The sequence below is a fragment of the Streptomyces sp. NPDC054872 genome, assembly GCF_053610705.1.
In genome coordinates this window covers 1-20611 of sequence record NZ_JBSGYY010000056.1, presented here as the reverse complement: position 1 = coordinate 20611, position 20611 = coordinate 1, and the positions used below count along the sequence as shown (strand labels likewise).

The following is a 20611-nucleotide window of genomic DNA, read 5'->3' as shown; positions in this document are numbered from 1 at the left end:
TCATTCATGTGGGTATCTGCCGCAATGGGGTGAGAAGTGCTTGTGGGTTCAATGAAAGCGGGCGGCGTCCGCCGTCGCTGGCGGGAAATGGACACCGATTTTTCGCCGGAGGGGATACGGTGATCGACCGCGTGAGAGCCGCCGAAGTCTCCACACCGCCGCATCCGTTGGAGACCGCGCCCGTGTCGACGCTCACCGTTCCCGCCGCGCCGCCCGCCGCGCGCCGCGCCTGGCTCACCGATCTGCCCGTCCTGCTCGTGGCCGTGGTCTGGGGCGCCAGCTACCTCGCGGCGAAGGGCATCACGACGACGCACACGGTCGTCGCCGTCCTGGTGCTGCGGTTCGCCGTCGTGCTGCCCGCGCTCGTGGTGACCGGATGGCGAGGCCTGCGCGCGCTGACGGCACCGCAGTGGCGCGGGGCCGGGGCGCTCGGCCTCGTCCTGAGCGGGATCTTCCTCCTGGAGACGTACGGCGTCGTCCACACCTCGGCGACCAACGCGGGCCTCATCATCAGCCTCACCATGATCTTCACACCGCTCGCCGAGGCAGCGGTGACGCGGAAGAGGCCCCCGCGGGCCTTCCTCGCGGCGGCCGGGCTCTCCGTGCTCGGCGTGGTTCTGCTGACCCAGGGCGGCGGCTTCACCCGGCCCTCGGTGGGCGACGGCCTGATCTTCCTGGCGGCCCTCGCGCGCACGGTGCACGTCCTGGCGATGTCCCGGATCAAGGCGCTCAGGGACGCCGACGAGACCGCGTCGCTCTCGCTCACCACCGTTCAACTGGGCTGCGCGGTAGGTGTGTTCGCGGTGCTCGCCGCCGCGGGGACTGGCGCGTCGCCCTGGGCCGTGGCGGCGGACTTCGGTGCGCGCGAGTGGGCCGGGCTGCTCTTCCTCTCCCTGTTCTGCACGTTCTTCGCCTTCTTCGTGCAGATGTGGGCGGTGCGCAGGACGTCTCCCTCACGGGTGAGCCTGCTGCTCGGCACGGAGCCGCTGTGGGCGGCCGCGGTGGGGATCGCGCTGGGCGGGGAGCGGCTGGGTGTGGTGGGTCTGGTGGGGGGTGTGCTGGTTCTGGTGGGGACCAGTTGGGGCCGCGGGGTGCGGTGATACCTTCCGGGGTCGATCACCCAGGGGAGCCCATGAACGAGTACTTCGAGCAGGAATTCGCCGCGAGCGCGGAGAAGCGCCGTATCTGGGGCGGGGTGCTGTTCCTCGCCGCGGCGGTCATCTGGGCGGTGCTCGCCTGGCAGTTGATGGTGCCGTTCAGCGACGGGGACGACGACTCCTCCAGCAGTCGCACGTGCCAATCGGTGCTCTTCTACGAGGGGGACGCCCCGACCTGGCAGGACTCCACGTGGGAGGACTGCCGCGCGCAGCGCCGGTGGCCCGAGATGCTGGGATGGCTGGGGCTCTCGGTGCCGCTCTCGGTGGTGGGCGCGGTGCTCTACAGCAGCGGGTCCACCAGTCTGCGGATGCGTGAGTACATGGCGGAGCACCGCATAGCCGCCGCCGCGAAGAACTCCGCACCGAAGGCCGCCGCCAAGAAGGACTGAGGGCGGCGCGTCGGCCCCGCTCGGTTAACTCCCGGAAAATTCACCGTACTTGGCGTTGACACCCCAACCTCTACGCGCGTCACACTGGTCGCATGCGAATCCCCCCACGAATCGTGAGTATCACCGCCCTCGCCGCCGCGCTGCTCGTCGGCGGCCCCGTCGCCGCCTCCGCGAGCGCGGTCCCGGACCACCACGCGCCCGCCTCGACGGCGTACTCCATCACCGCCGTCGGCGACATCTGCTACTCCGCGCTGCCCGCCCAGGCGCACGACACCCTGGACCTGATCGAGACGGGCGGCCCCTACCCGTATCCGCAGGACGGCACCGTCTTCCAGAACAGGGAAGGCATCCTGCCCTCCCAGGGCTCCGGCTACTACCACGAGTACACGGTGGTCACGCCGGGCTCACCGGACCGCGGCGCCCGCCGCGTCGTGACCGGTGAGAAGAACCAGGAGGACTACTACACCGCCGACCACTACGAGTCGTTCGACCTGGTCGACCACTCCTGCTGAGCCCGCCCCGACCCGGCACGGTACTCACCGACGGGCCTTTCGGCTCTCCGCGACCGCGAACAGCGCGAGCGCAAGGACGATCAGCGTGACGCCCGCGTAGATCTCGTATCCGTCGAGGAACCCGATCCGCCGCACGAGCCCCCAGCCGCGCAGCTTGCCGGACAGCTCGTGCACCAGGGCGACCGTGCCCTGGATCAGGAGAAGGACGCCGAAGACCTCAAGTACCTGCTTCATGCCGAAGAGCCTCGCCCCGTGGGCCCCCCACGCACATCGGCCACGGGGCGAGGCCTCTTCCCCCGGCACCCTCCCAAAGTCTGCGCGTACGCGACTTTGGTAGACGATCACGTCCGGAGGGCGTCCCGCGCCCCCGGCAGTGCGTAGATTTGTCGACCATGAGCGGCAATCAGCCTCCGTCGGACCCCTCGGCCTCCTTGGCGAGACGTCCATGGGCGCTGCCCTCGGCCGTCGCCGCCGAGTTCGACCCGGACCAGACGGCGCACAAGGGCAAGCGCAGGCCCCGGCGCACCGCGCGGGACTGGCTTGTCGACTTCGCCTGCTTCGCCGTGGCCGTCGTCATCGGCATGGTGGGCGCGGACGCGGTCAGCAGCAACCCGAACGTCTCGCACGGCGCGGCCGAGATCGACCAGCTGATCGGCGCCCTGGCCTGTGCCGCCGTCTGGCTGCGCAGACGCTGGCCGGTCGGCCTCGCCGCCGCCCTGGTCCTGGTCAGCCTGGTCTCGGACACCGCGGGCGGCGCGGGCGCCGTGGCGCTGTTCAGCCTCGCCGTGCACCGGCCCTTCCGGTACGTCGGCTGGATCGGCGGGGTCTCGATCTGCCTGATGCCGTTCATCTACTGGATGCGGCCCGACGCCGACCTGCCCTGGTTGGTCGCCGTCCTCATCGGCATGCTGATCAACGCCTCCGTCATCGGCTGGGGCATGTTCGTGCGCTCCCGCCGGCAACTCCTGCTGAGCCTGCGCGACCGCGCGACCCGCGCCGAGAACGAGGCCGCGCTCCGCGCCGAACAGGCCCAGCGCCTCGCCCGTGAGTCCATCGCCCGCGAGATGCACGACGTGCTGGCCCACCGCCTCACCCTGCTCAGCGTGCACGCGGGCGCCCTGGAGTTCCGCCCGGACGCGCCACGCGAGGAGATCGTCCGCGCCGCCGGTGTCATCCGGGAGAGCTCGCACGAGGCGCTGCAGGATCTGCGCGAGGTGATCGGCGTCCTGCGCGGCGGCAGCGACGGCGAGGCATCGGGCCGGCCGCAGCCCACCCTCACCGCCCTGGAGACCCTGGTCGCCGAGTCACGCGACGCGGGCATGAAGGTCGCACTCGACCACCGCGTCACCGACCCGGCCGCCGTGCCCGCCGCCGTGGGCCGCACCGCCTACCGCATCGCCCAGGAGGGCCTGACCAACGCCCGCAAGCACGCCCCCGGCGCCGAGGTGACCGTCTCGGTGTCCGGCGCCCCCGGCGAAGGCCTCACCCTGTCGGTACGCAACCCGCCGCCGCCCGGCGACGTGCCCAGCGTTCCCGGTTCCGGCCAGGGGCTGATCGGCCTCACGGAACGGGCCACGCTGGCGGGCGGCCGCATCGAGCACGGGTCCGCGGGGGACGGCGGCTTCCGCGTCGACGCCTGGCTGCCGTGGGACTCACCCGCCGGCCGCGGCGGCGAGCTGTGAGCGCAGCAGTGCGGCCACGGCCGCCGTCTCGCCGTTGAGATAGAAGTGGCCGCCGGGGAACACCTCCAGGTCGAACCCCTGGGTGGTGTGCTCGCCCCAGGCCCGTACGTCGTCGAGCGGTGCCTTCGGGTCGTCCGCGCCGGCCAGCGCGAGCACCGGACAGTCGAGGCGCTTGCCACCGGTGTGCCGGTAGGTCTCGATGGCGCGGTAGTCGGCGCGCAGCGACGGCAGGATCATCCGGCGCACGTCGGGGTCGGCCAGGAGCGCGCTGTCGGTGCCCGCGAGGCTGGCCACCTCCCGCAGCAAGGCGTCGTCGTCCCGCAGGTGCACGTTCTCCTCGCGGAAGCGCGAAGGTGCCCGGCGCCCCGAAGGGAAGAGCCGCAGCGGGACGGTGCCGTCGGCCGCGAGCCGGAGCGCCACCTCGAAGGCCACGATCGCGCCCATGCTGTGGCCGAAGAGCGCCAACGGCTTGCCGGTCCACGGCTTCAGCGCCTCGTACGCCTGGTCGGCGAGGTCGGTGACGCTCTCCAGGGACGGCTCCGCGCTGCGGTCCTGGCGGCCGGGGTACTGCACCGACAGGACGTCCACGTCGGGGGCCAGGCGTTGCGTCAGGCCGTGGAAGTAGCTGGCCGAACCGCCCGCGTGCGGGAAGCAGACCAGCCGGCAGGGCGCCTGCTCCGCCGGCTTGAAACGCCGTATCCAGTCGCTTCGGTCGGTTCGAGTGCTCCGGTCGTTCCGGTCGTTCCCCGGTACCTCGTTCACAGCACACCGTCCTTTCCGGTCAGCGGGACTTCCCGCAGGTCGCTCAGGACGACCAGTTGTGTCTCGGCCAGCATCCCGGCGAGGGCCGCCGGCGCCGTGCCCTCGTAACCGCACCCCGTCCAGCGTGCCTCTGCGCCGCCGGGCGGATGGTGCAGCCCGGCCACGCCCCACCGCGCGACCTGCCCGGCCTCCAGGGCCGTGGCGCCCGCCTCGCGCAGATGCGGGCAGTGCTCGGCGGCGAGCGCCCAGCAGGGGCGGCAGGTGGGGGGAGTCCCGGTGGTGTGCAGGCGCTTGGGGCGGCTGCCGTACTCGCCCGCGGGCAGCAGCCACGGCAGGCGGCCGTCCCGTGGAGCGATCGGCTCGCCGCAGACCTGGCAGAGCATGCGGCGCATGCACTCCCGTTGGCGGCGGGCGTGCGTCTGGGAGAAGAGCGGGCGGCCCTCGCCGCGTGGACCGAGGTGGCGCATCCACAGGACGCCGTGCTCGTCGCGGTCCTCGGGCTCCTCGTGCTCGTAGCGGACGGCGCCGCTGACCGGATCGACGCGCACCGGTTCCAGCCGGGACTCGCCCTCCCAGAGGGCGACCCAGGGCACCAGGGCGGCCGGGCTTGTCGGCCTTGTCATGACGGGATCGGTCTCCTGTGGCTAGACGACGGGCTGGACGATGGGGGCTGGACGATGGGGGCTGGGCGATGTGGCTAACGGGCGGGGCTGGTGGAGCGCGGCAGGGCGAGTGCCTGGCCATTCGGCTGGTCCGTGCGGTAGGCCTCGGCCTGCAGGTTGTAGAGGTCCGCGTACAGGCCCTCGGCCGCCATCAGCTCCTCGTGCGTGCCGCTCGCCGTCACCCGGCCGTCGGCGAGCACGTAAATGCGGTCCGCGTACCGCACGTTGGCCAGACGATGGGTGATCAGAACGACCGTGCGGTCCTCGGCATGACCGCCGATCGCCCGGAACAGCTCGTGCTCGGCCCGCGCGTCGAGAGCCGCGCTCGGCTCGTCACAGATCAGCAGCCGTGCGTCGCGGTAGAAGCCGCGCGCGGCGGCCAGGCGCTGCCACTGCCCGCCGGAGAGCTCGCGGCCGTTCTCGAACCGCTTGTCCAGGAGCGTGTCGTAGGCCTGCGGGAGCCGGTCGATGAACTGGTCGGCGCCCGACTCGGCCGCCGCGCCGCGCATCCGGCGCTCCTCGCCGCCGTCGCCCATCGAGATGTTCTCGCGGGCCGTGAGCGGCCAGTTGGTGGGGTTCTGCGCCACGACCGCGATGTGTTCCCACAGTTGGGAGCGGTCGGCTTCGGCGAGTGACGTGTCGTCCCAGAGCACGGCCCCGCTGTCCGGTGTGTAGAGACCCGCGAGCATCTTGGCCAGCGTGGTCTTGCCGGAGCCGTTCTCCCCCACGAGAGCGATGACCTCACCCCTGGCGATCTCGATGGACGTGTGCGAGAGGGCGGGGGTCGAGGCGCCGGGATAGCTGAACGTCACGTCCCGCACGCTGATCCGCTCGAACGTCGAGGGTGCCGTGCGCTTCTCGGACAGGGTGAGGACCCGCTCGGCCTCGGTGCAGAAGTCCAGGTAGTCGCAGAAATAAAGACCCTCGGTGTAAAGCCTGTTCATCTCCTGCACCAGCAGGTGCAGGGACTCCTTGCCGCTGCGGATGGCCAGCACCGCCGCGCCCGCGACCTCCAGCGGGATCGCCCCCGCACCGAGCAGCAGCCCGAGCGCCACATAGGTCGCCCCGGTGGCGACCCCGCTCATGGCGTCCCCGGCCAGGCGCACCCCGGTCTCCTTGCGCGCGAGGTCGATCTGCACGTCGCGCTCGACCGTGGCCACCCGGTCGTACTGCCGCAACAGGAAGTCCCGCATCGTGAAGGACCGCACGTCGGCGGCCGACCTGCGGTCCGTCATCAGCTCGAACATGATCCACTTGCGGCGGCGGCTCGCGATCAGGTCCCACAGCGCGCGATAGCGCATCCGCGCCGAGCGCACCGCCGCCCACCAGTCGGGCGCGGCGGTGACGAGCAGCAGCGGCAGCAGCACCGGGTGCAGCACGCCCAGCGTCACGGCCACCGCGGCGAGGCCCACCAGATTGCTGAACACCTCAAGGGTCGCGCGGGCGGTGACGGGCGCGTTGGCCGTCCCGCGCTCGCGGGCCCGCTGCAGGCTGTCGTGGAACCTCGCGTCGTCGTACGACGCCAGGTCCACCTCCGTGGTCAGTTCGATGAGCCGCAGCTCGACCGCCCGCTCGATACGGGGGATGAGGCGCGCCTGCGCCCACGCGGCCGCCGCCTGGAACCCGGACCGCAGCGCGAGGGCGAGCGCCACGAGCAGCAGCGAGGGGAGCGCGTCGCGCACCCGGTCCGGGGTGGGGCCCTCGGTGAACAGGGACTGCATCACCGAGGTGGTGGCGAGGAGGCCGAGCGAGAGGAAGCCGCCCGACACGGCGTTGAGGACGATGGCCGCCGACGTGTCGAACCGGCTGGTCCGCCAGGCGAGCCGCAGGACGTGCCCGATCAGCGCGGGCAGGCCGCTTGCCATGGCCCAGAACCCCGCGGAGAAGAGGTTCGCCTCGTTCATCTCCCAGGGTTCCTTGGCGAGTTCCGGGGTGCTGGGCGCGGCGGCGTCCGGCGTGCCCCGCTGTCCGGTGTTCCGTCCGCTCCGGTCGGAGCGGCGCGACGGCCTGATCCGCATGCTTCTCCCTTCCTGCCGTGGTGGGGGAATCCCGCTGTCTACGGCGCTGTCGCGTGCCGGCCGAGCCAGTCGTCGATGAGTGCGCTCTCCCGTTCGGCGGAGAAGGCGCCGCTCTCCGCCTCGCCCGCCGGTGCGTCGCGCAGTTCGGCCCAGGTGTCGTCGACCGTCTCGCCGAGTGGCCGGCACGAAAGGCCCGCGGCGTACGCGGCGGCGGCGTCCACCGTCCACAGATGCTCGTAGCCAGGGGTGTCGTGCGGCGTCCACAGCGGCAGGTCGAGCCAGGGGCGCACCCCGGCGGCGGTCAGGAAGCGGTCGTCGGCCCACACTGGTTCGGCGCCGGCCCCGGTGGCGGCGACGACGGCGTCCATGAGGCCGCCCCGCGTCGTACGCCCCAGCGGGCCCGCCGCGTTGAGGCTGCCGGTCCTGCCGTCCCGCGCGCAGGCGAGCAGCCAGGACGCCACATCGCGGCAGTCCAGGAGCTGGACCGGATCGCCGGGGCCGCCGCCCACGAGGAACCGGCCGCCGCGGGCGGCCCGCAGCAGCCAGCCGCGCACCGGCCCCGCGTCGTCGCGCGGTCCGGTGATGATGCCGGGGCGCACGATCAGGGCCCGGTCGCCGAACGCCGCGCGGACCGCCCGCTCGCAGCCCGCCTTCAGCGTCCCGTATCCCGTGTCCTCCGGGTCAGCGTCCAACGGGCAGTCGCGAGGCGCCAGTTCGTCGGACGCGGGCTTCGAGGGCCAGGGCAGCGCGGCGAGCGACGAGACGTACAGATACGTGCCCGCCCGGTCGGCGAGGAGACGCGCCGACCGGGAGACCGAGGCGGGGACATGACCGCTGGTGTCGATCACGGCGTCCCAGCGGCCGGACGCGAGCGCGGTCAGGCCGCCCTCGGCCTCCCGGTCGCCGCGCAGCGCCTCGGCCGCCGGGTGGTCGGCTCCGGTCAGACCCCGGTTGAACGTGGTGACGTGCCAGCCGCCGAGCACGGCGCGCTCGACGATGTGGCGGCCGAGGAAACCCGTGCCGCCGAGCACCAGGAGCCTCACGCGGGGTCCTGCGGGACGCTCGCCCCTGACACCGGGCCGCCGGAGACCCCATGCATGTCGTCGTCGGGGCTGCCGATCATGGCGAGCTCCCGCATCCTCGCGATGACCGGCGCCATCTTCGGGTCGCGTACGGCCCTCTCCACCCACCGTTCGTCGTAGCGGGGGTAGGCCGTCGTGTCGTAGGCGGCGTCCGGGTCGACCGAGCCCGCGCTGTGGAAGAAGCGACTGAAGGCGGTCTCCTCCTCGTCGGTCGTCGGCTCGTTGGCGTAACTTACCGACCACTGCAGGCGGTCGACGCCGTTGATGCTGGCGTGCCACACCTGCCAGTCGAAGACGATGACGTCGCCGCGCCGGGTCTCGGCCACGTCGAGCGGCAGCTCCGACACCTGCTTGCGGACGGCCTTCTCGCCCCACTCGTCCGCCCAGATGCCGTACGTCTTCTTCCACGCGTCGGAGGCGGCGGAGAAGTCGGCGTGGTGCGAGCCCGGCAGGAAGCGCAGGGCGCCGGTGTCGGCGGTGAGCGGCTCCAGGTAGACGGCGAAGGTGACCCCGTGCATGCCCGGCATGCAGTCGCGGTGCAGCGGCGTCTGCGTGAACAGCAGGATGCTCTCGGCGAAGGTGGGCAGCGCGCGGGCACCGACCAGATCGTTGGCGACGCCGTAGAACCGCCTGTCCTCCATGAGTTCGAGGCTCAGCGGGGTGCGTTCCGTGCTCATCATCGGCAGCAGGTACGAGGGCAGGCCCTGGCCCTCGGGCCGTGCGCCCGCCAGATAGCCGAAGGCGTCGGCGTGACACCGCTCGACCTCGTCGGCGAGCCGGGTCATCTCGTCCTCGTCGAGGAGCTGCGGCAGGACGAGATAGCCGAACGTGTGGAAGAAGTCGATCTGTTCCTTCGTCAGATACCGTGCCTCATCCGCTACTTGCCGGTCGGCCGTCGCCGTTTTCGACGTCGGCTCGTTCGGCGTCGTCGTGTGTGTCGTTTCGTTCGTCATGACGGGAACCTCCTTCATTACGAGAACCTCTTTCGTGCCTGTGCCACCCGGGCACGTGCTTCGGTGCATTCGTCCGCGTGCTCCTCGTCGGCACGCCGCCACGCCTCCCACGCCGTCCGCTCGGGGAAGGTGAAGCCCGCGTTCTGCCGGCGGTCGAACATCTCGTCCTCGCCGAAGAGGCGCAGCGTCCGCCGGTCCCGGGTCCTGCGCGCCGTCGCGACGATCGCCCGGACATTGGGCCCGGCGTAGGACTCGTCGTGGCGCATGGCCGAGGTGTTGTAGCCGATGCCGAGGAACTGCCGCCGCCCCTCGCTCACGCTGTGCGTGCCGGAGTGCAGCAGGTTGTGGTGGATGAGGACGACGTCCCCCGGCGTGGTGTGCAGCAGCACCTCGTCCTCGTGCGGCTCCTCGAGGCGGTCCTCGGGGATGCTCACGGGGGTGCGGTGGGAACCCGGGATGACCCGCAGCGGGCCGTACTCGATGGTCATCTCCTGGAGGTACGCGAAGCAGATGACGAGCAGCGGCTTCATGTACGAGCCGTTCGGGAAGTACCCGAACCGGTCCCGGTGCCAGTGCACCGGCCGCCCCTTCGCCTCCGGGTCCTCGGCGTCGGCGCTGAAAAGGACAGTGCTGTCCAGCTGCACGGCCGGCCCCATCACGGCCTCCGCCAGATCCAGGAGCGCGGGGCGGGTGACCGCTCCGAGTGCCACCCGTGGGCTGCGTTCGACGAGATGCCCGACGATCAGCGGGGGGTCCTCGCGGCCGTGCACGAACTGCCAGTCGTCCGCGCCCTCGTCGTAGAGGCGCCGGAAAGCGGCGACCTCGTCGTGGCCGAAGACCCCGGGCAGGACCACATAGCCGTCCTCGCGGAACGCCGCTACGCGGTCGGCCAGTTGATGTGCCTCGGTCGGTTCGGTTGCTTCGGTCTCGCTCATGGTGATGTCACCTCTGTGCGGTCGGGACGCTGTTCCAGCGCGTCCAGCGCCTTGCGCCAGAACGCGTAGATCTTCCGCTCGCGGCTCGGACCGATGCCGCAGACCCGGTTGACGTGCATGTGGACGAGACTGGCGAGGATCTCCCGCGGGTCCTGCCAGAGCGAGCCCTCGCCGTGCAGCTCGTTCAAGTCCCGGACTGTGTCACCGAGTTGGGCGTAGGGCTCGGTCATGGCGAGCAGGAGACGGCGCCCTGGGTCGTCGGCAGGCCGCCGCCAGGGGCGCAGGAGTTCGCAGAGTTCGGTGCGGTGCGGTTTGAAGGCGTCGCTGAACTCGTCCTTGTCGGACCGGGCCCGGATGAAGGCGAGCCGTTCCCCGAAGTCGAGCCCCCACGCCTCGGCGATGCGGTCCAGGCAGAACGCGGTCGTCACGGCGGGGTCGAGGCGCAGCGCCCCGGCCTGCCGCGCGGCGAGCACGGCCTGGCCGACCTCGCTGTCGGTGCCGAAGGCCCGCTCCACCGCGGTCATGGCCACGGGGCCGCCGTACCGCCACACCTCGGGGAAGTAGGTGTCGAAGCCGAACTTCCAGGCGAGTCCGGAGCGCACCACGTCGCCCGCCCATGCCGCGGTCCGCGCCAGGAGTTCGCCGCCGCGCCGCGCGTCCGAGGCCAACAGCCTTACGCGCAGGTGCGGTTCGGGGTCGGCGAAGCGCATGAAGAACCAGTCGGCGAGCAGCCCGTCGGCGCGCAGCGATGCCACGAACGGCGCGAGCGGGCCCGCGACGGCCTCGTCCTGGCGCTTGGCCGAGGTGTAGAGCTTGAGGTACACCCAGCCGTCAGCGGGCAGCACGCGCAGCTCGTCGGCGGCCGGCGGACGCTCCGGGTACCGCGCGAGCCGTACCGGCAGCGGCTCGTCCGTGCCGGGCTTCGGCGGTGGCTCGGCGTGCGCGCGCCGCGTCACCGGCACCACGACCTCCGACGTGTACGTCCTGCCCTCGGTGTCCCGCAGCCAGTGCTTGTCGTGCGCGGGCAGCGCCTCCTGCACGGCGATGCGGCCGGGAGCCGTGGACTTCCGCAGCGCGGTGAGCAGTTCGGCCACGCACATGGGGTGCCGCAGATCGAGCAGCAGCCGGTTGTCGAACTCGACCAGGTGGACCCAGCGCGGCACCCGCCAGCGCGCACGCCACTCCTGGACACCCCGGTACCAGCGCGTGCCGTCGTCCCCGGCACCCGTGGGAGCCACCGACCCGTGCTGGAGGATCCACTGCGCCGGGCTGATGACGACCTTGCCCCGCACCAGGCGCGGCAGGAACGGGGCACTCTTATACGGACCCCAGTGGAAGGCCGCGAGCAACGGGTGGCGGTCCTGGCCGACCTCCAGGAGGAAGCGGCATACGTTGGGCGCCTGGAGGTCGGTCAGGAGATGGTCTGCCCGACCACGACCTCCTTGCCCAGGCGCTGGGAGCACACGTAGAAGTGGCCGTCGTGCACGCCCACCATCAGGTCGGAGAGCGAGATCGTGCGGTCGTCGGGGACGGAGGCGGAAGCGTTGACGACGATCTCGTGGTCGCGCAGTTCGGGGTGGACGACGACGTTGGCGGCCCGCCGCACCAGCGGCAGATAGCTCAGCTCGGCGAATACGGCGTCCGGCCGCGCGGTCTCCTCGCGGCGCGCGCAGTGCCGCAGTGCCCCGGTCACCTCGGGCGGCAGCACATCGGTGAACCTGCCGAACGTACGGCCGCCGTCCGCGAGGGGCGTCGGACACAGCACCGCCCGCCAGTCGTCACCTTCCAGGGCGGCGGCGTCGGATGCCTGTAACTGCAGGTATACGTCGAGGACTTCGGGCGCCCGGGGTCCGGTCTCCGGCCGCCAGTTGGAGAGTGTGTCCAGGAGGGCGTCGGTGAGCTCGACCTCTTGCACGGCGCTGCGCAGCGCCTCGGACACCAGGCCGCACAGGGCAACATCACGATGCGGGTTCAGGGGAGCGGGCGGGGCCTGGCGGGGCGGGTCGGGCAGTGGTTCGGTGTAGGTCGCGGGTGGCCCGAGGCCCGACTCGGCGTCGAGGAGTTCGAGCAGCGGCACCTGCGCGTCCTCGCCGTAGCGCTGGGCGAACTCGTCGTGGTAGCCGCGCAGATGCTGGAAACCGGAGGGAAAGAGGCCGAGGCGCAGGAGCACGTCGGCGGCGTCCGCCGCGGCGTCACCGACGCCCCGCGGGAGACGCTCGCCCACGGTGTTCAGGGCCATGTCGACCTGGAAGGGCGGCGCGCTCGACTCGTGGATGCCCGTCTGGTGACGGTGCAGCTCGGCGAAGAGCCGCTCACGGTCCGCGGGTTCAGCCGCCTGGGTGCGCCCCGCGAGGTCGAGGGCCGTGTCGAGCGCGGCACGCAGCGGCGCCGTACGCGGCCCGTCCGGCAGCCGGGCCGCGAAGGTCTCGGCGGCCCGGGAGTCACTCAGCGCGGGCCGCAGGTCGCTCATCAGGAACCGGTTGGCCCACAACTTCCCCAGCAGCGCGTCGATCTGCTGCTCGCTGGCCTGCGGCAGATCGCGGACCAGACCGGCACGGAGATCGGCGTACGGGAGCGGGCGTCCGGCCCGGCGCAGCACCTCAAGGACGACCGAGGTGGCGCGCAGGGTGATGGAGCGGGTGTCGCGCGTGCCGTAGATGTCGGCGACCGGCAGCACGAGGCGATCCCCGGCGACGTGGGCCGTCGGGTTGGCGACGACGCCGAGATGGTCCGGCGCGTCCGCGTCGCGCTCGACCTGCTCCACGAGCGCCATCAGCCAGTTCATGTCGGGCCTTGTGCGCACGGCCCCGGTCACGGGCAGACCCAGACGCAGCGTGTTCCCGCCCGCGTCGGCCCCTCCAGGCGCGGGGTCCGTGAAGCGTCCGGCGGCGACGCCCGCGAACAGGCCGAAGGGAGTGGCGCGCGTGCTCATGCGGGTCAGATAGCGCAGCAGGCTGCGGTAGGTGCGCTCGGTGCGCCGCTCCGAAGTGCCGCCCGCTTCAAGGCAGTCGACCGCGGCGAGCAGCGGCGGGCTGGCGACCGCGAGCGCCTGCCTGACCTCGGCGTCGGCCGCGCACTTGCGCAGCAGCTCCCGGGTCCGGTCGCCCGCGCCGCGCAGGGCGGACTCCAGCTCCGCGCCGTGCGGCCCCTCGGGTACGTCGTCGGCGGGGGACGTGAGCCGGTGGAAGGCGCCCAAGGGCAGGGCGGGCGCGCGCAGCAGGAAGAAGCCCGCGGGTTCATAGGTGGCGTCGGGCCCGGAGGCGGACGGGGGAGGAGGTGTGCCCTTGTCGTGCCGGCTCATGGGTACGTGATTCCTGCCTTTCGGTCTACGTGGGTCCACCGCGCCGCACGCCCGGTCACGACATCAGCAGCGCCCGGTCCCAGGACGGCGCGACCGGGGTGGCCGCGGCGAGCAGGGCGAGCGCCACGCCTGCCGCGCCGGTGAGGAACCCCGGGTCGTCGACGAACACGCCGGGCTGTTCCTCGTCGCGGAAGCACAGCGGCGCCTCGGGGTCGAAGAGGTCGATGATCTGCTCGGTCAGGGCGGGAATGTGGTCCTGGAAAGGGGAGTTGGGGTCGTCCTGGGCCAGGCGCAGGCACACCATCAGAAGGCCCGCCACGCCGTGGCAGAGGGAGGGTGAGGGGATGTGCCGCTCGGCCATCGGTCGGCGCAGCGCGCTGTGTACGGCCTCCACCGCGAGCTCCCTCAACTCCGGTGCGTCCAGGGCGTGTCCCGCGTGCCACAACGCCATCGCGATGCCCGGCGCGCCGTAACACCACCCCGCGCGGGACGGCGGACGGTCGGTGGCCGCGCCCCGCCCCGGCGGATCGTGACGGCCCACGTGGTTGGGCCAGTTGACGCCCCAGGGATCCTGCACGCGGTGCTCCACGACCCAGTCCGCGAGCGCCCGCACGCCCTGGAGCTGACCGGGGGCCCGATGGCCCGCCCGGCAGGCGAGCGAGAGCGCGGCCAGCGGCCCCGCGGCCCCGTGAGCCGTCCCGAGGTCGAAGTAGCCCTGCGGGCACTCATCGAGGAGCGCCGGGTCGACGGAGTCGGCGGGGGAGAGCAGCCGCCCGCCGCCGTCCCCGTCGGCGACACCACTCAGGTACCGGATCAGGAGCCCGGCGGCCTCTTGACCCTCCGCGTTGTCGACGCCGGTGGCCAGGAGCGCGGCAAGGACCCCGGAGGCCCCGGTGACGACGTCGTACAGGTGGTCCTTCGTGTACGTCCCGGGCGCCTCGGACGACTTCGACTGCCAAGGCCCGGCGGCCACTTGACCCAGCAGCGCACTCTGCACCTTGAGCGCCGTCGGCGCGTACCGTGGCTCCGTCTCGGCCGCCCCGGCGAGCACCAGGGCCAGGCCGCCCGTGCCGCCGTACAGCCCCGGGCCATGCAGTGGGCTCTGCGCGGTCGAGCGCGCGGAGAGCCCGAGGGCGGTGTGCAGACGCTGCTCCCAGCCCTCGCCGGGCAGTGCACGGGTGAGGTGCAGGAGCGCCAGGGCGATGCTCGGGAAGCCGCAGGCCAGGGAGGGCCCCGCGAACTCGAACCGGTGGGAGCCGCGCGCGGCGTCGGCCGCGGTGGCGAGCACCCGCTCCGGGTCGGCGAGCCGCAGGCCGACGGCCCTCGCGCACGCCACGGCCCCCTCCTGGAGGGCGCCGGACAGTGCGGGGCGCCACGCGGGCCCGGCGGGCGCGCCGGTGACATCGGTGCTCTGCTGGTCCGTAGGGGCGGGTGCGCGCGGCGGCGATGGCATGGGCGTCCTTACGTGCGGTCGGTGCCAGAGCTGGGACGAGCCACTGATGGACCGCGGCACGTCCCAGCCGCCGGCCTCCGTCAGGCGGAGTCATGTCGGCGGGAGCAAGCGGTCGCTCCCGGCGCCGCTGCTAGTTCCAGTACTCGGTGGGCATGTTCTGCATGAGCTCACCGGAGCAGCACTTGGTCCAGCGGCAGCTGTAGCGGTGGGTGCACCACCAGGCCATCGGGTCGGTGTCCTCCGTTCCGGCCTCCGGGACGTCGACCCGGATATCCAGATCGAATTCGTCCAGAGGTATGTCGATCAATTGCTGGGTTGTCATCGGTTGAGCCTCCAAGTCGATTGAGGCAGGACGATCAGTGACGCTAGAGACCCCGCCCACAGGCCGAAACCCCTATGTTGAACAAGGGGGATGCCCCTATCGGGAAGGGGCGTCGACTGGGGTAGCCAGGGTGGTTCCGCCCTGCCAGCCTCGACGCCATGCGCGGATTCCGGTTTTCCTTCAACATCTGCCAAGCGGATTCCCGAGAAGCCTTCGCCCAGAAGTGCCGGGAGAGTGAGGAGTACGGATATGACGTAGTTCTGGCGGCCGATCACCTGGGAATGCTGGCGCCTTTTCCCGCACTGGTCGCCGCGGCGGACGCCACCGAACGGATGCGTGTCGGCACGCTGGTCCTGAACACCTCGTTCTGGAATCCGGCGCTGCTCTCCCGCGAGATTCTCAGCACCGACCTCCTCACCGGCGGCCGCCTCGAAGTGGGGCTCGGCGCGAGTCACATGCGCTGGCAGTTCGACGAGGCCGGCATCCCCTGGGACCCGATCGGCGTCCGTGCCGAGCGCCTGGAGACCACCGTCACCGAGCTGGAACGGCACTTCACCACGGAGGTCGGCGCCCCGCCCGAGGCGCGCGGTGAGTCACGGGCCGTGCAGCGGCGCGGATTCCACCGCACGGGGCCCCCGCTGCTCATCGGCGGGGTCGGCGACCGGGTGCTGCGCATCGCCGCCGAACACGCCGACATCGTCAGCATTTCCGGTGTCCATCAGATGCCGGGCAAGCCCGCGGGAGCCTGCCGCCTGGGCTCGGCCGCCGAGGCCGCCGACCGGGTGCGCTTCGTCAGGGACCACGCGGGAGACCGGCTCCCCGACCTGGAGTGGCACATGCTGGCGCACGCCGTCGAGGTGACCAACGACCGGCGGGCCACGGCGGAGAAGCTGCTGACGCAGCTCGGCATGGGCATCAGCGTCGAGGACGCCCTGGAGACGCCGTACCTGCTCATCGGCACCGTGGACGAGATCGCCGAACAGCTGGTGACCAACCGCGAGAAGTACGGCTTCTCGTACATCACGGTCCACCAGCCCTACATCGAGACGTTCGCGCCCATCATCGAGAAACTGCGGGGCAGTTGACCGGCCGTACCCCCCCGCGGCCGGCGTGCCGAAGGCGCCTTCCGTCCGGTTCCCTCCCACCGGACGGAAGGCGCCGCTCCATGCCCGGCGCACCGCGTCCGGACAGCCCTCAGGCGTGAATCCGCCGATGGTACTGTCGCGGTGCAAATGCCCCTCTTGAGTGTGGAAAGGGGACGTACATGACCGAGCAGCGGCAGCCCTGGCTGAAGCGGCCGTCCTCCCTGGTCCTGCTGATCGGCGCGGCCCTGCTCGCCGCCTGGATGGGGACGGTCATCGTCTCCATCGTGAACGAAGAGCCGGAAGGGGAAGCCTCGTTGGACGGCCTGCGCTCCGCCGTGCAACAGGCGCTGACCGACCGGGACGACGGCGAGTTCGGCCGACTCGTCGACCCCGACAGCGCGGGCGAGGACTACGCCACGAACTACGTGGCCCGTCTCGACGACGCGGGCCCGCGACGGATCCGCGCCACCGTCGCCGAGGGCCGCGGCGACCCGGTGGTCACCGTCACCGCCGACGCGGGGGCCAAGGGCACGGTGTGCACCGCGTGGTCCGCCGTGCGCAGCGACGACCGCTGGGTCCTTGACGCGGCGCCGCCCGTGGGGCGCGAGAAGGGATGCGGCGCGCAGGGCTGAGCGCCGGAGCGGTGCCAGGCCTGAGTGCCGGAGCGGTGCCAGGCCGCTCCTTGAGGCGGTGGTACGCCGCCCTCGCCATCCGCAGGACTGCGACGCTCACACGCGGCGGGCCCGCGCCCACCACGCCGGGCTGTGCACCACTCCATAGGCGTCGGCGCCGCCGTCGGGGCTGAAGCGGCTGAGGTAGATCTCCCGCAGTTCCTCGGACGGCACGCACCCGAGCAGCGTGCCGCGGCGCAGCTCACAGCTCTCCCAGCCCTCCGCCTTCAGGGAGCCGCGCAGCTCCCGGGCGGAGATGCGGAAGAGGTCGGGGTTCCCGCGCGGCAGCGCGTCCGAGAAGCACAGCAGGTGCAGATGGGCGCCGGGCGCGGTGGCCCGGTGCAGCGCTCGCAGATAGCGGGGCCGCTCCTCCAGGTCCAGGCAGTGGAACAGGGCGCTGTCGACGACGGTGTCGAACCGGCCGTCGTAGCCGCTGAGTCCGGTGAGGTCGTCGACGGTGAACGTGACGCCTTGACCGAGCCCGCGCACGTGGTCCCGCGCCCTGCCGATGGCCTCGGACGAGGAGTCGATGCCGGTGACCCTGTGCCCCCGCGCGGCGAGGAACGCGGCGTTCTGGCCCGAACCGCAGCCCGCGTCGAGCACTTCACCGCGGATGGTGCCCTCGCGGTCCCACTCGACGACGGCGGGCTGCACCTCGCCGATGTCCCACGGGGGGCGTTCGCCGTCGCTTTCCGTTGGTGCGCACAGGAGCTCACCCTGCCGGAAGGAGTCGCCGCCCGGCGCGGCCCGCGGTGGCCGCACGCGTGCGGAGAGCTGCTTGCTGTCGACCATGGCGCCTACCTCCATGCCTCGGGCCGCTCGGCCGAACCGGCCTGCGTCCGCCGCGAGCCTAGGCGTTCGCACCGGCGGCTCTCCAGGCATACGGGCGCTTCTAGGGGGTGCTGTTCCGGCCCCCTACCGTGGCCCGGCCCGACCCCGTACGGCGGGCGTGATCGGCGGCCCGGAGATCTCGTTACTGTGGGCCCATGAACCCGATCCGCGTGCTTCTCGTCGACGACGACCCGCTGGTCCGCGCCGGTCTGTCCTTCATGATGGGCGGCGCGGACGACATCGAGATCGTCGGCGAGGCCGCCGACGGTTCACAGGTGGCCCCGCTGGTCGGCGAGCTGCGCCCCGACGTCGTCCTGATGGACATCCGCATGCCCACGATGGACGGCCTCGCGGCGACGGAGGCCCTCCGCAAGCGCCCGGACGCACCCGAGGTCATCGTCCTCACCACCTTCCATGCCGACGAACAGGTGCTGCGGGCCCTGCGGGCGGGAGCTGCCGGGTTCGTCCTCAAGGACACCCCGCCCGCCGAGATCGTCGCGGCGGTACGGGCGGTCGCGGCGGGGGAGCCGGTCCTTTCCCCCACGGTGACGCAGCAGCTGATCACCCGGGTGACGGGGGTGGACCCCCAACAGGGCCGCCGCGAGCGGGCGTTGGGCCGCCTCGCACTCCTCGGGGAGCGGGAGAGGGAGGTGGCGGTCGCGGTGGGCCGGGGCGCGTCGAACGCGGACATCGCGGCGGAACTCTTCCTGAGCGTGGCCACGGTCAAGGCCCACGTCTCCCGCATCCTGACGAAGCTGGACCTCAACAACCGCGTGCAGATCGCACTGTTGGCGCATGACGCAGGCTTGCTGGACGGCGTGGAATAGCACCCGCGCCGCCCCGGAGGCAGGCGGGCGGTCAGAACCCGTCGATCTCCGTCATCCGCACCAACCGCCCTTCCTTCCGCGACAGTTCGCACGCTTCGGCGACGCGCAGTGCCTCCAGTGCCTCGCGTCCGTCGCACGGGTTGGTCCGTTCGCCGCGGACCACGTCGACGAACGCCGCGAGTTCCGCCTCGTACGCGGGCGTGAAGCGTTCGAGGAAGCCGGGCCACGGCTTCTCGGGGGGCGGCGGGCCCGCGGGTTCCACGGACGACAGGGGAGTGCGGTCGTCGAAGCCGACCGCGATCTGGTCCTCCTCCCCGGCCAGTTCCATCCGTACGTCATAGCCCGCGCCGTTGCACCGCGTGGCCGTCGCCGTGGCGAGCGTGCCGTCGTCCAGGGTGAGGACCGCCGCCGCCGTGTCGACGTCGCCCGCGTCACGGAACATCGAGGGACCGGCGTCCGACCCGGTCGCGTACACCTGGGTCACCTCGCGGCCCGTGACCCACCGCAGCATGTCGAAGTCATGGACCAGGCAGTCGCGGTAGAGCCCGCCGGAGAGCGGGAGATACGCGGCCGGCGGCGGCGCCGGATCGGAGGTCATCGCCCGGACGGTGTGCAGCCGTCCGAGCCGCCCCGACCGCACGGCCTCACGCGCCGCCGCGTACCCCGCGTCGAACCGCCGCTGGAAACCCAGCTGGAGCACCGTACCCGCGGCCTCGACCTCCCGCAGCGCGGCGAGCGTGCCGGGCAGATCGAGGGCGATGGGCTTCTCGCAGAAGACCGGGAGCCCCGCACGCGCCGCCTTGCCGATCAGCTCGGCGTGCGCGGCGGTCGCCGCGGTGATCACCACCGCGTCCACGGCACCCGTCCGGCTGCTGCCCGTGAAGACGTCGTCCACCGAAGGCACGGAGGCCGCGCCGATTCGCGCGGCGAGTCCGGCAGCGCGCCCGGCGTCGGCGTCGGCGACGACCAGTGCCTCCACCTCCGGATGCCGCTGCAGAGCCGCAGAGTGAAATGTGCCGATACGGCCCGTTCCGATCAATCCGATGCGCATGGACCAACCCTCGCGACGCCCCGCGGTCCTGTCAATCCTTTGTCCGGACAACAGAACTTCAGAACTTCCCGTCATCATTCCCTGCGACTACGCTCGCCACGTGCCCAAATCTGCCGACAAACCAGCCGTGGACCCGACCGTCTCGCTCCAGCTCGGCGTCGACCGCAGCAGCCCGGTCCCGCTGTACTTCCAGCTGTCCCAGCAGTTGGAGGCGGCGATCGAGCGCGGCGCCCTGACCCCGGGCACCCTGCTCGGCAACGAGATAGAACTGGCCGGACGCCTCGGGCTCTCCCGGCCGACCGTCCGTCAGGCCATCCAGTCCCTCGTCGACAAAGGGCTTCTCGTACGCCGCAGGGGCGTAGGCACCCAGGTGGTGCACAGCCAGGTCAAGCGGCCTCTGGAACTCAGCAGCCTCTACGACGACCTGGAGGCGGCGGGCCAGCGTCCCGAGACCCGCGTCCTGCGCAACACCGTCGAGCCCGCCTCCGCCGAGGTCGCCGCCAGGCTCGGCATCGCGGAGGGCGACGATGTCCACCTCGTCGAGCGGCTCCGCCTGGCCCACGGCGAGCCCATGGCGTGCCTGCGCAACCACATTCCGTCCGGGCTGCTTGCCCTGGACACCGCACACCTGGAGGCGACCGGCCTCTACCGCCTGATGCGGGCCGCGGGCATCACCCTGCACAGCGCCCGCCAGTCCGTGGGTGCCCGCGCGGCCACCGCCGACGAGGGTGAGCGGCTCGCCGAACCCGCGGGGGCCCCGCTGCTCACGATGCAGCGCACGACCTTCGACGACACCGGCCGCGCGGTCGAGTTCGGCTCGCACTTCTACCGGGCCGCGCGCTACTCCTTCGAGTTCCAGCTCCTCGTACGCCCGTAGGGCGCCGGACACAGGTCGGCGGGGCCGCGGTGCACGAGCAC

At 72.1% G+C, this 20611-nt stretch carries 20 protein-coding genes and 1 pseudogene; 8 read left to right on the top strand and 13 right to left on the bottom strand.

Annotated features, from left to right (window positions below; translation table 11 throughout):
* Nucleotides 1-182 precede the first annotated feature (182 nt).
* The 3 genes from ACWGIH_RS40485 to ACWGIH_RS40475 all read left to right on the top strand — a co-directional run bounded on the left by ACWGIH_RS40485 (nucleotide 183) and on the right by ACWGIH_RS40475 (nucleotide 2058).
* Nucleotides 183-1100, top strand: coding sequence for a DMT family transporter (locus ACWGIH_RS40485; protein ID WP_453446701.1), 918 nt, complete (start codon nucleotides 183-185; stop codon nucleotides 1098-1100).
* 32 nt (nucleotides 1101-1132) lie between these two features.
* Nucleotides 1133-1546: a hypothetical protein gene (locus tag ACWGIH_RS40480; protein ID WP_453446553.1), complete on the top strand. Its 414-nt coding sequence runs from the start codon at nucleotides 1133-1135 to the stop codon at nucleotides 1544-1546.
* A gap of 92 nt (nucleotides 1547-1638) precedes the next feature.
* Complete coding sequence (locus ACWGIH_RS40475) at nucleotides 1639-2058, top strand: ribonuclease domain-containing protein (RefSeq protein WP_453446551.1); 420 nt, start codon at nucleotides 1639-1641, stop codon at nucleotides 2056-2058.
* Nucleotides 2059-2082: 24 nt separating this feature from the next.
* On the opposite strand, the gene ACWGIH_RS40470 is transcribed toward ACWGIH_RS40475, so the two are convergent.
* A complete protein-coding gene (locus tag ACWGIH_RS40470; RefSeq protein WP_453446549.1) occupies nucleotides 2083-2292 on the bottom strand; it encodes a hypothetical protein in 210 nt (69 codons plus the stop codon).
* A 158-nt stretch (nucleotides 2293-2450) separates the two neighbouring features.
* On the opposite strand from ACWGIH_RS40470, the gene ACWGIH_RS40465 reads away from it, so the two are divergent.
* On the top strand, nucleotides 2451-3740 hold the full coding sequence (locus ACWGIH_RS40465) for a sensor histidine kinase (protein ID WP_453446547.1): 1290 nt from the start codon (nucleotides 2451-2453) through the stop codon (nucleotides 3738-3740).
* On the opposite strand, the gene ACWGIH_RS40460 is transcribed toward ACWGIH_RS40465, so the two are convergent.
* The 10 genes and pseudogenes from ACWGIH_RS40460 to ACWGIH_RS40415 all read right to left on the bottom strand — a co-directional run bounded on the left by ACWGIH_RS40460 (nucleotide 3711) and on the right by ACWGIH_RS40415 (nucleotide 15228).
* Nucleotides 3711-4502 carry a thioesterase II family protein gene (locus ACWGIH_RS40460; protein ID WP_453446545.1) on the bottom strand — a complete coding sequence of 264 codons (792 nt, stop codon included), beginning with the start codon at nucleotides 4500-4502 and terminating at the stop codon, nucleotides 3711-3713. The two genes, ACWGIH_RS40465 and ACWGIH_RS40460, sit on opposite strands and share 30 nt — an antisense overlap.
* Nucleotides 4499-5125: a hypothetical protein gene (locus ACWGIH_RS40455; RefSeq protein ID WP_453446544.1), complete on the bottom strand. Its 627-nt coding sequence runs from the start codon at nucleotides 5123-5125 to the stop codon at nucleotides 4499-4501. The genes ACWGIH_RS40460 and ACWGIH_RS40455 overlap by 4 nt, the downstream gene beginning before the upstream one ends.
* Before the next feature lie 74 nt (nucleotides 5126-5199).
* A complete protein-coding gene (locus ACWGIH_RS40450) occupies nucleotides 5200-7182 on the bottom strand; it encodes an ABC transporter ATP-binding protein (RefSeq protein ID WP_453446543.1) in 1983 nt (660 codons plus the stop codon).
* Nucleotides 7183-7220: 38 nt separating this feature from the next.
* Complete coding sequence (locus ACWGIH_RS40445; RefSeq protein ID WP_453446541.1) at nucleotides 7221-8225, bottom strand: NAD-dependent epimerase/dehydratase family protein; 1005 nt, start codon at nucleotides 8223-8225, stop codon at nucleotides 7221-7223.
* A complete protein-coding gene (locus ACWGIH_RS40440; protein ID WP_453446539.1) occupies nucleotides 8222-9217 on the bottom strand; it encodes a phytanoyl-CoA dioxygenase family protein in 996 nt (331 codons plus the stop codon). Before ACWGIH_RS40440 ends, ACWGIH_RS40445 begins: the two co-directional genes overlap by 4 nt.
* Before the next feature lie 17 nt (nucleotides 9218-9234).
* The gene (locus ACWGIH_RS40435; protein ID WP_453446537.1) at nucleotides 9235-10152 is read right to left on the bottom strand and encodes a phytanoyl-CoA dioxygenase family protein; all 918 of its coding nucleotides are present in this window, start codon (nucleotides 10150-10152) and stop codon (nucleotides 9235-9237) included.
* Nucleotides 10149-11252, bottom strand: coding sequence for a thiopeptide-type bacteriocin biosynthesis protein (locus ACWGIH_RS40430; protein ID WP_453446700.1), 1104 nt, complete (start codon nucleotides 11250-11252; stop codon nucleotides 10149-10151). Before ACWGIH_RS40430 ends, ACWGIH_RS40435 begins: the two co-directional genes overlap by 4 nt.
* Before the next feature lie 42 nt (nucleotides 11253-11294).
* Nucleotides 11295-13453, bottom strand: a pseudogene (locus ACWGIH_RS40425) (lantibiotic dehydratase family protein); the annotation flags it as partial.
* Nucleotides 13454-13508: 55 nt separating this feature from the next.
* On the bottom strand, nucleotides 13509-14906 hold the full coding sequence (locus ACWGIH_RS40420) for a lanthionine synthetase C family protein (RefSeq protein ID WP_453446535.1): 1398 nt from the start codon (nucleotides 14904-14906) through the stop codon (nucleotides 13509-13511).
* Between the two features lie 130 nt (nucleotides 14907-15036).
* Complete coding sequence (locus ACWGIH_RS40415) at nucleotides 15037-15228, bottom strand: FDLD family class I lanthipeptide (protein ID WP_365818900.1); 192 nt, start codon at nucleotides 15226-15228, stop codon at nucleotides 15037-15039.
* A gap of 158 nt (nucleotides 15229-15386) precedes the next feature.
* On the opposite strand from ACWGIH_RS40415, the gene ACWGIH_RS40410 reads away from it, so the two are divergent.
* On the top strand, nucleotides 15387-16313 hold the full coding sequence (locus ACWGIH_RS40410; RefSeq protein ID WP_453446533.1) for an LLM class F420-dependent oxidoreductase: 927 nt from the start codon (nucleotides 15387-15389) through the stop codon (nucleotides 16311-16313).
* Between the two features lie 179 nt (nucleotides 16314-16492).
* Complete coding sequence (locus ACWGIH_RS40405) at nucleotides 16493-16945, top strand: hypothetical protein (RefSeq protein WP_453446532.1); 453 nt, start codon at nucleotides 16493-16495, stop codon at nucleotides 16943-16945.
* Between the two features lie 96 nt (nucleotides 16946-17041).
* Here the strand turns inward: ACWGIH_RS40405 and ACWGIH_RS40400 are convergent, their stop codons facing one another.
* Nucleotides 17042-17776, bottom strand: coding sequence for a class I SAM-dependent methyltransferase (locus ACWGIH_RS40400; RefSeq protein ID WP_453446530.1), 735 nt, complete (start codon nucleotides 17774-17776; stop codon nucleotides 17042-17044).
* A gap of 194 nt (nucleotides 17777-17970) precedes the next feature.
* On the opposite strand from ACWGIH_RS40400, the gene ACWGIH_RS40395 reads away from it, so the two are divergent.
* On the top strand, nucleotides 17971-18642 hold the full coding sequence (locus ACWGIH_RS40395; RefSeq protein ID WP_453446528.1) for a response regulator: 672 nt from the start codon (nucleotides 17971-17973) through the stop codon (nucleotides 18640-18642).
* A gap of 31 nt (nucleotides 18643-18673) precedes the next feature.
* On the opposite strand, the gene ACWGIH_RS40390 is transcribed toward ACWGIH_RS40395, so the two are convergent.
* Nucleotides 18674-19693: a Gfo/Idh/MocA family protein gene (locus ACWGIH_RS40390; protein WP_453446527.1), complete on the bottom strand. Its 1020-nt coding sequence runs from the start codon at nucleotides 19691-19693 to the stop codon at nucleotides 18674-18676.
* A gap of 127 nt (nucleotides 19694-19820) precedes the next feature.
* On the opposite strand from ACWGIH_RS40390, the gene ACWGIH_RS40385 reads away from it, so the two are divergent.
* Entirely contained in the window at nucleotides 19821-20570 is a 750-nt protein-coding gene (locus ACWGIH_RS40385) for a GntR family transcriptional regulator (protein WP_453446698.1), read from the top strand.
* The last annotated feature ends 41 nt before the right edge of the window (nucleotides 20571-20611 follow it).

Excerpts from the sequence above, each read along its gene's own strand:
- ACWGIH_RS40480 (WP_453446553.1), top strand. The coding sequence starts at position 1,133 with ATGAACGAGTACTTCGAGCAGGAATTCGCCGCGAGCGCGGAGAAGCGC.
- ACWGIH_RS40475 (WP_453446551.1), top strand. The coding sequence starts at position 1,639 with ATGCGAATCCCCCCACGAATCGTGAGTATCACCGCCCTCGCCGCCGCG.
- ACWGIH_RS40470 (WP_453446549.1), bottom strand. The coding sequence starts at position 2,292 with ATGAAGCAGGTACTTGAGGTCTTCGGCGTCCTTCTCCTGATCCAGGGC.
- ACWGIH_RS40465 (WP_453446547.1), top strand. The coding sequence starts at position 2,451 with ATGAGCGGCAATCAGCCTCCGTCGGACCCCTCGGCCTCCTTGGCGAGA.
- ACWGIH_RS40455 (WP_453446544.1), bottom strand. The coding sequence starts at position 5,125 with ATGACAAGGCCGACAAGCCCGGCCGCCCTGGTGCCCTGGGTCGCCCTC.
- ACWGIH_RS40450 (WP_453446543.1), bottom strand. The coding sequence starts at position 7,182 with ATGCGGATCAGGCCGTCGCGCCGCTCCGACCGGAGCGGACGGAACACC.
- ACWGIH_RS40440 (WP_453446539.1), bottom strand. The coding sequence starts at position 9,217 with ATGACGAACGAAACGACACACACGACGACGCCGAACGAGCCGACGTCG.
- ACWGIH_RS40435 (WP_453446537.1), bottom strand. The coding sequence starts at position 10,152 with ATGAGCGAGACCGAAGCAACCGAACCGACCGAGGCACATCAACTGGCC.
- ACWGIH_RS40430 (WP_453446700.1), bottom strand. The coding sequence starts at position 11,252 with ATGTGCGTGGCCGAACTGCTCACCGCGCTGCGGAAGTCCACGGCTCCC.
- ACWGIH_RS40420 (WP_453446535.1), bottom strand. The coding sequence starts at position 14,906 with ATGCCATCGCCGCCGCGCGCACCCGCCCCTACGGACCAGCAGAGCACC.
- ACWGIH_RS40415 (WP_365818900.1), bottom strand. The coding sequence starts at position 15,228 with ATGACAACCCAGCAATTGATCGACATACCTCTGGACGAATTCGATCTG.
- ACWGIH_RS40410 (WP_453446533.1), top strand. The coding sequence starts at position 15,387 with ATGCGCGGATTCCGGTTTTCCTTCAACATCTGCCAAGCGGATTCCCGA.
- ACWGIH_RS40405 (WP_453446532.1), top strand. The coding sequence starts at position 16,493 with ATGACCGAGCAGCGGCAGCCCTGGCTGAAGCGGCCGTCCTCCCTGGTC.
- ACWGIH_RS40400 (WP_453446530.1), bottom strand. The coding sequence starts at position 17,776 with ATGGTCGACAGCAAGCAGCTCTCCGCACGCGTGCGGCCACCGCGGGCC.
- ACWGIH_RS40395 (WP_453446528.1), top strand. The coding sequence starts at position 17,971 with ATGAACCCGATCCGCGTGCTTCTCGTCGACGACGACCCGCTGGTCCGC.
- ACWGIH_RS40390 (WP_453446527.1), bottom strand. The coding sequence starts at position 19,693 with ATGCGCATCGGATTGATCGGAACGGGCCGTATCGGCACATTTCACTCT.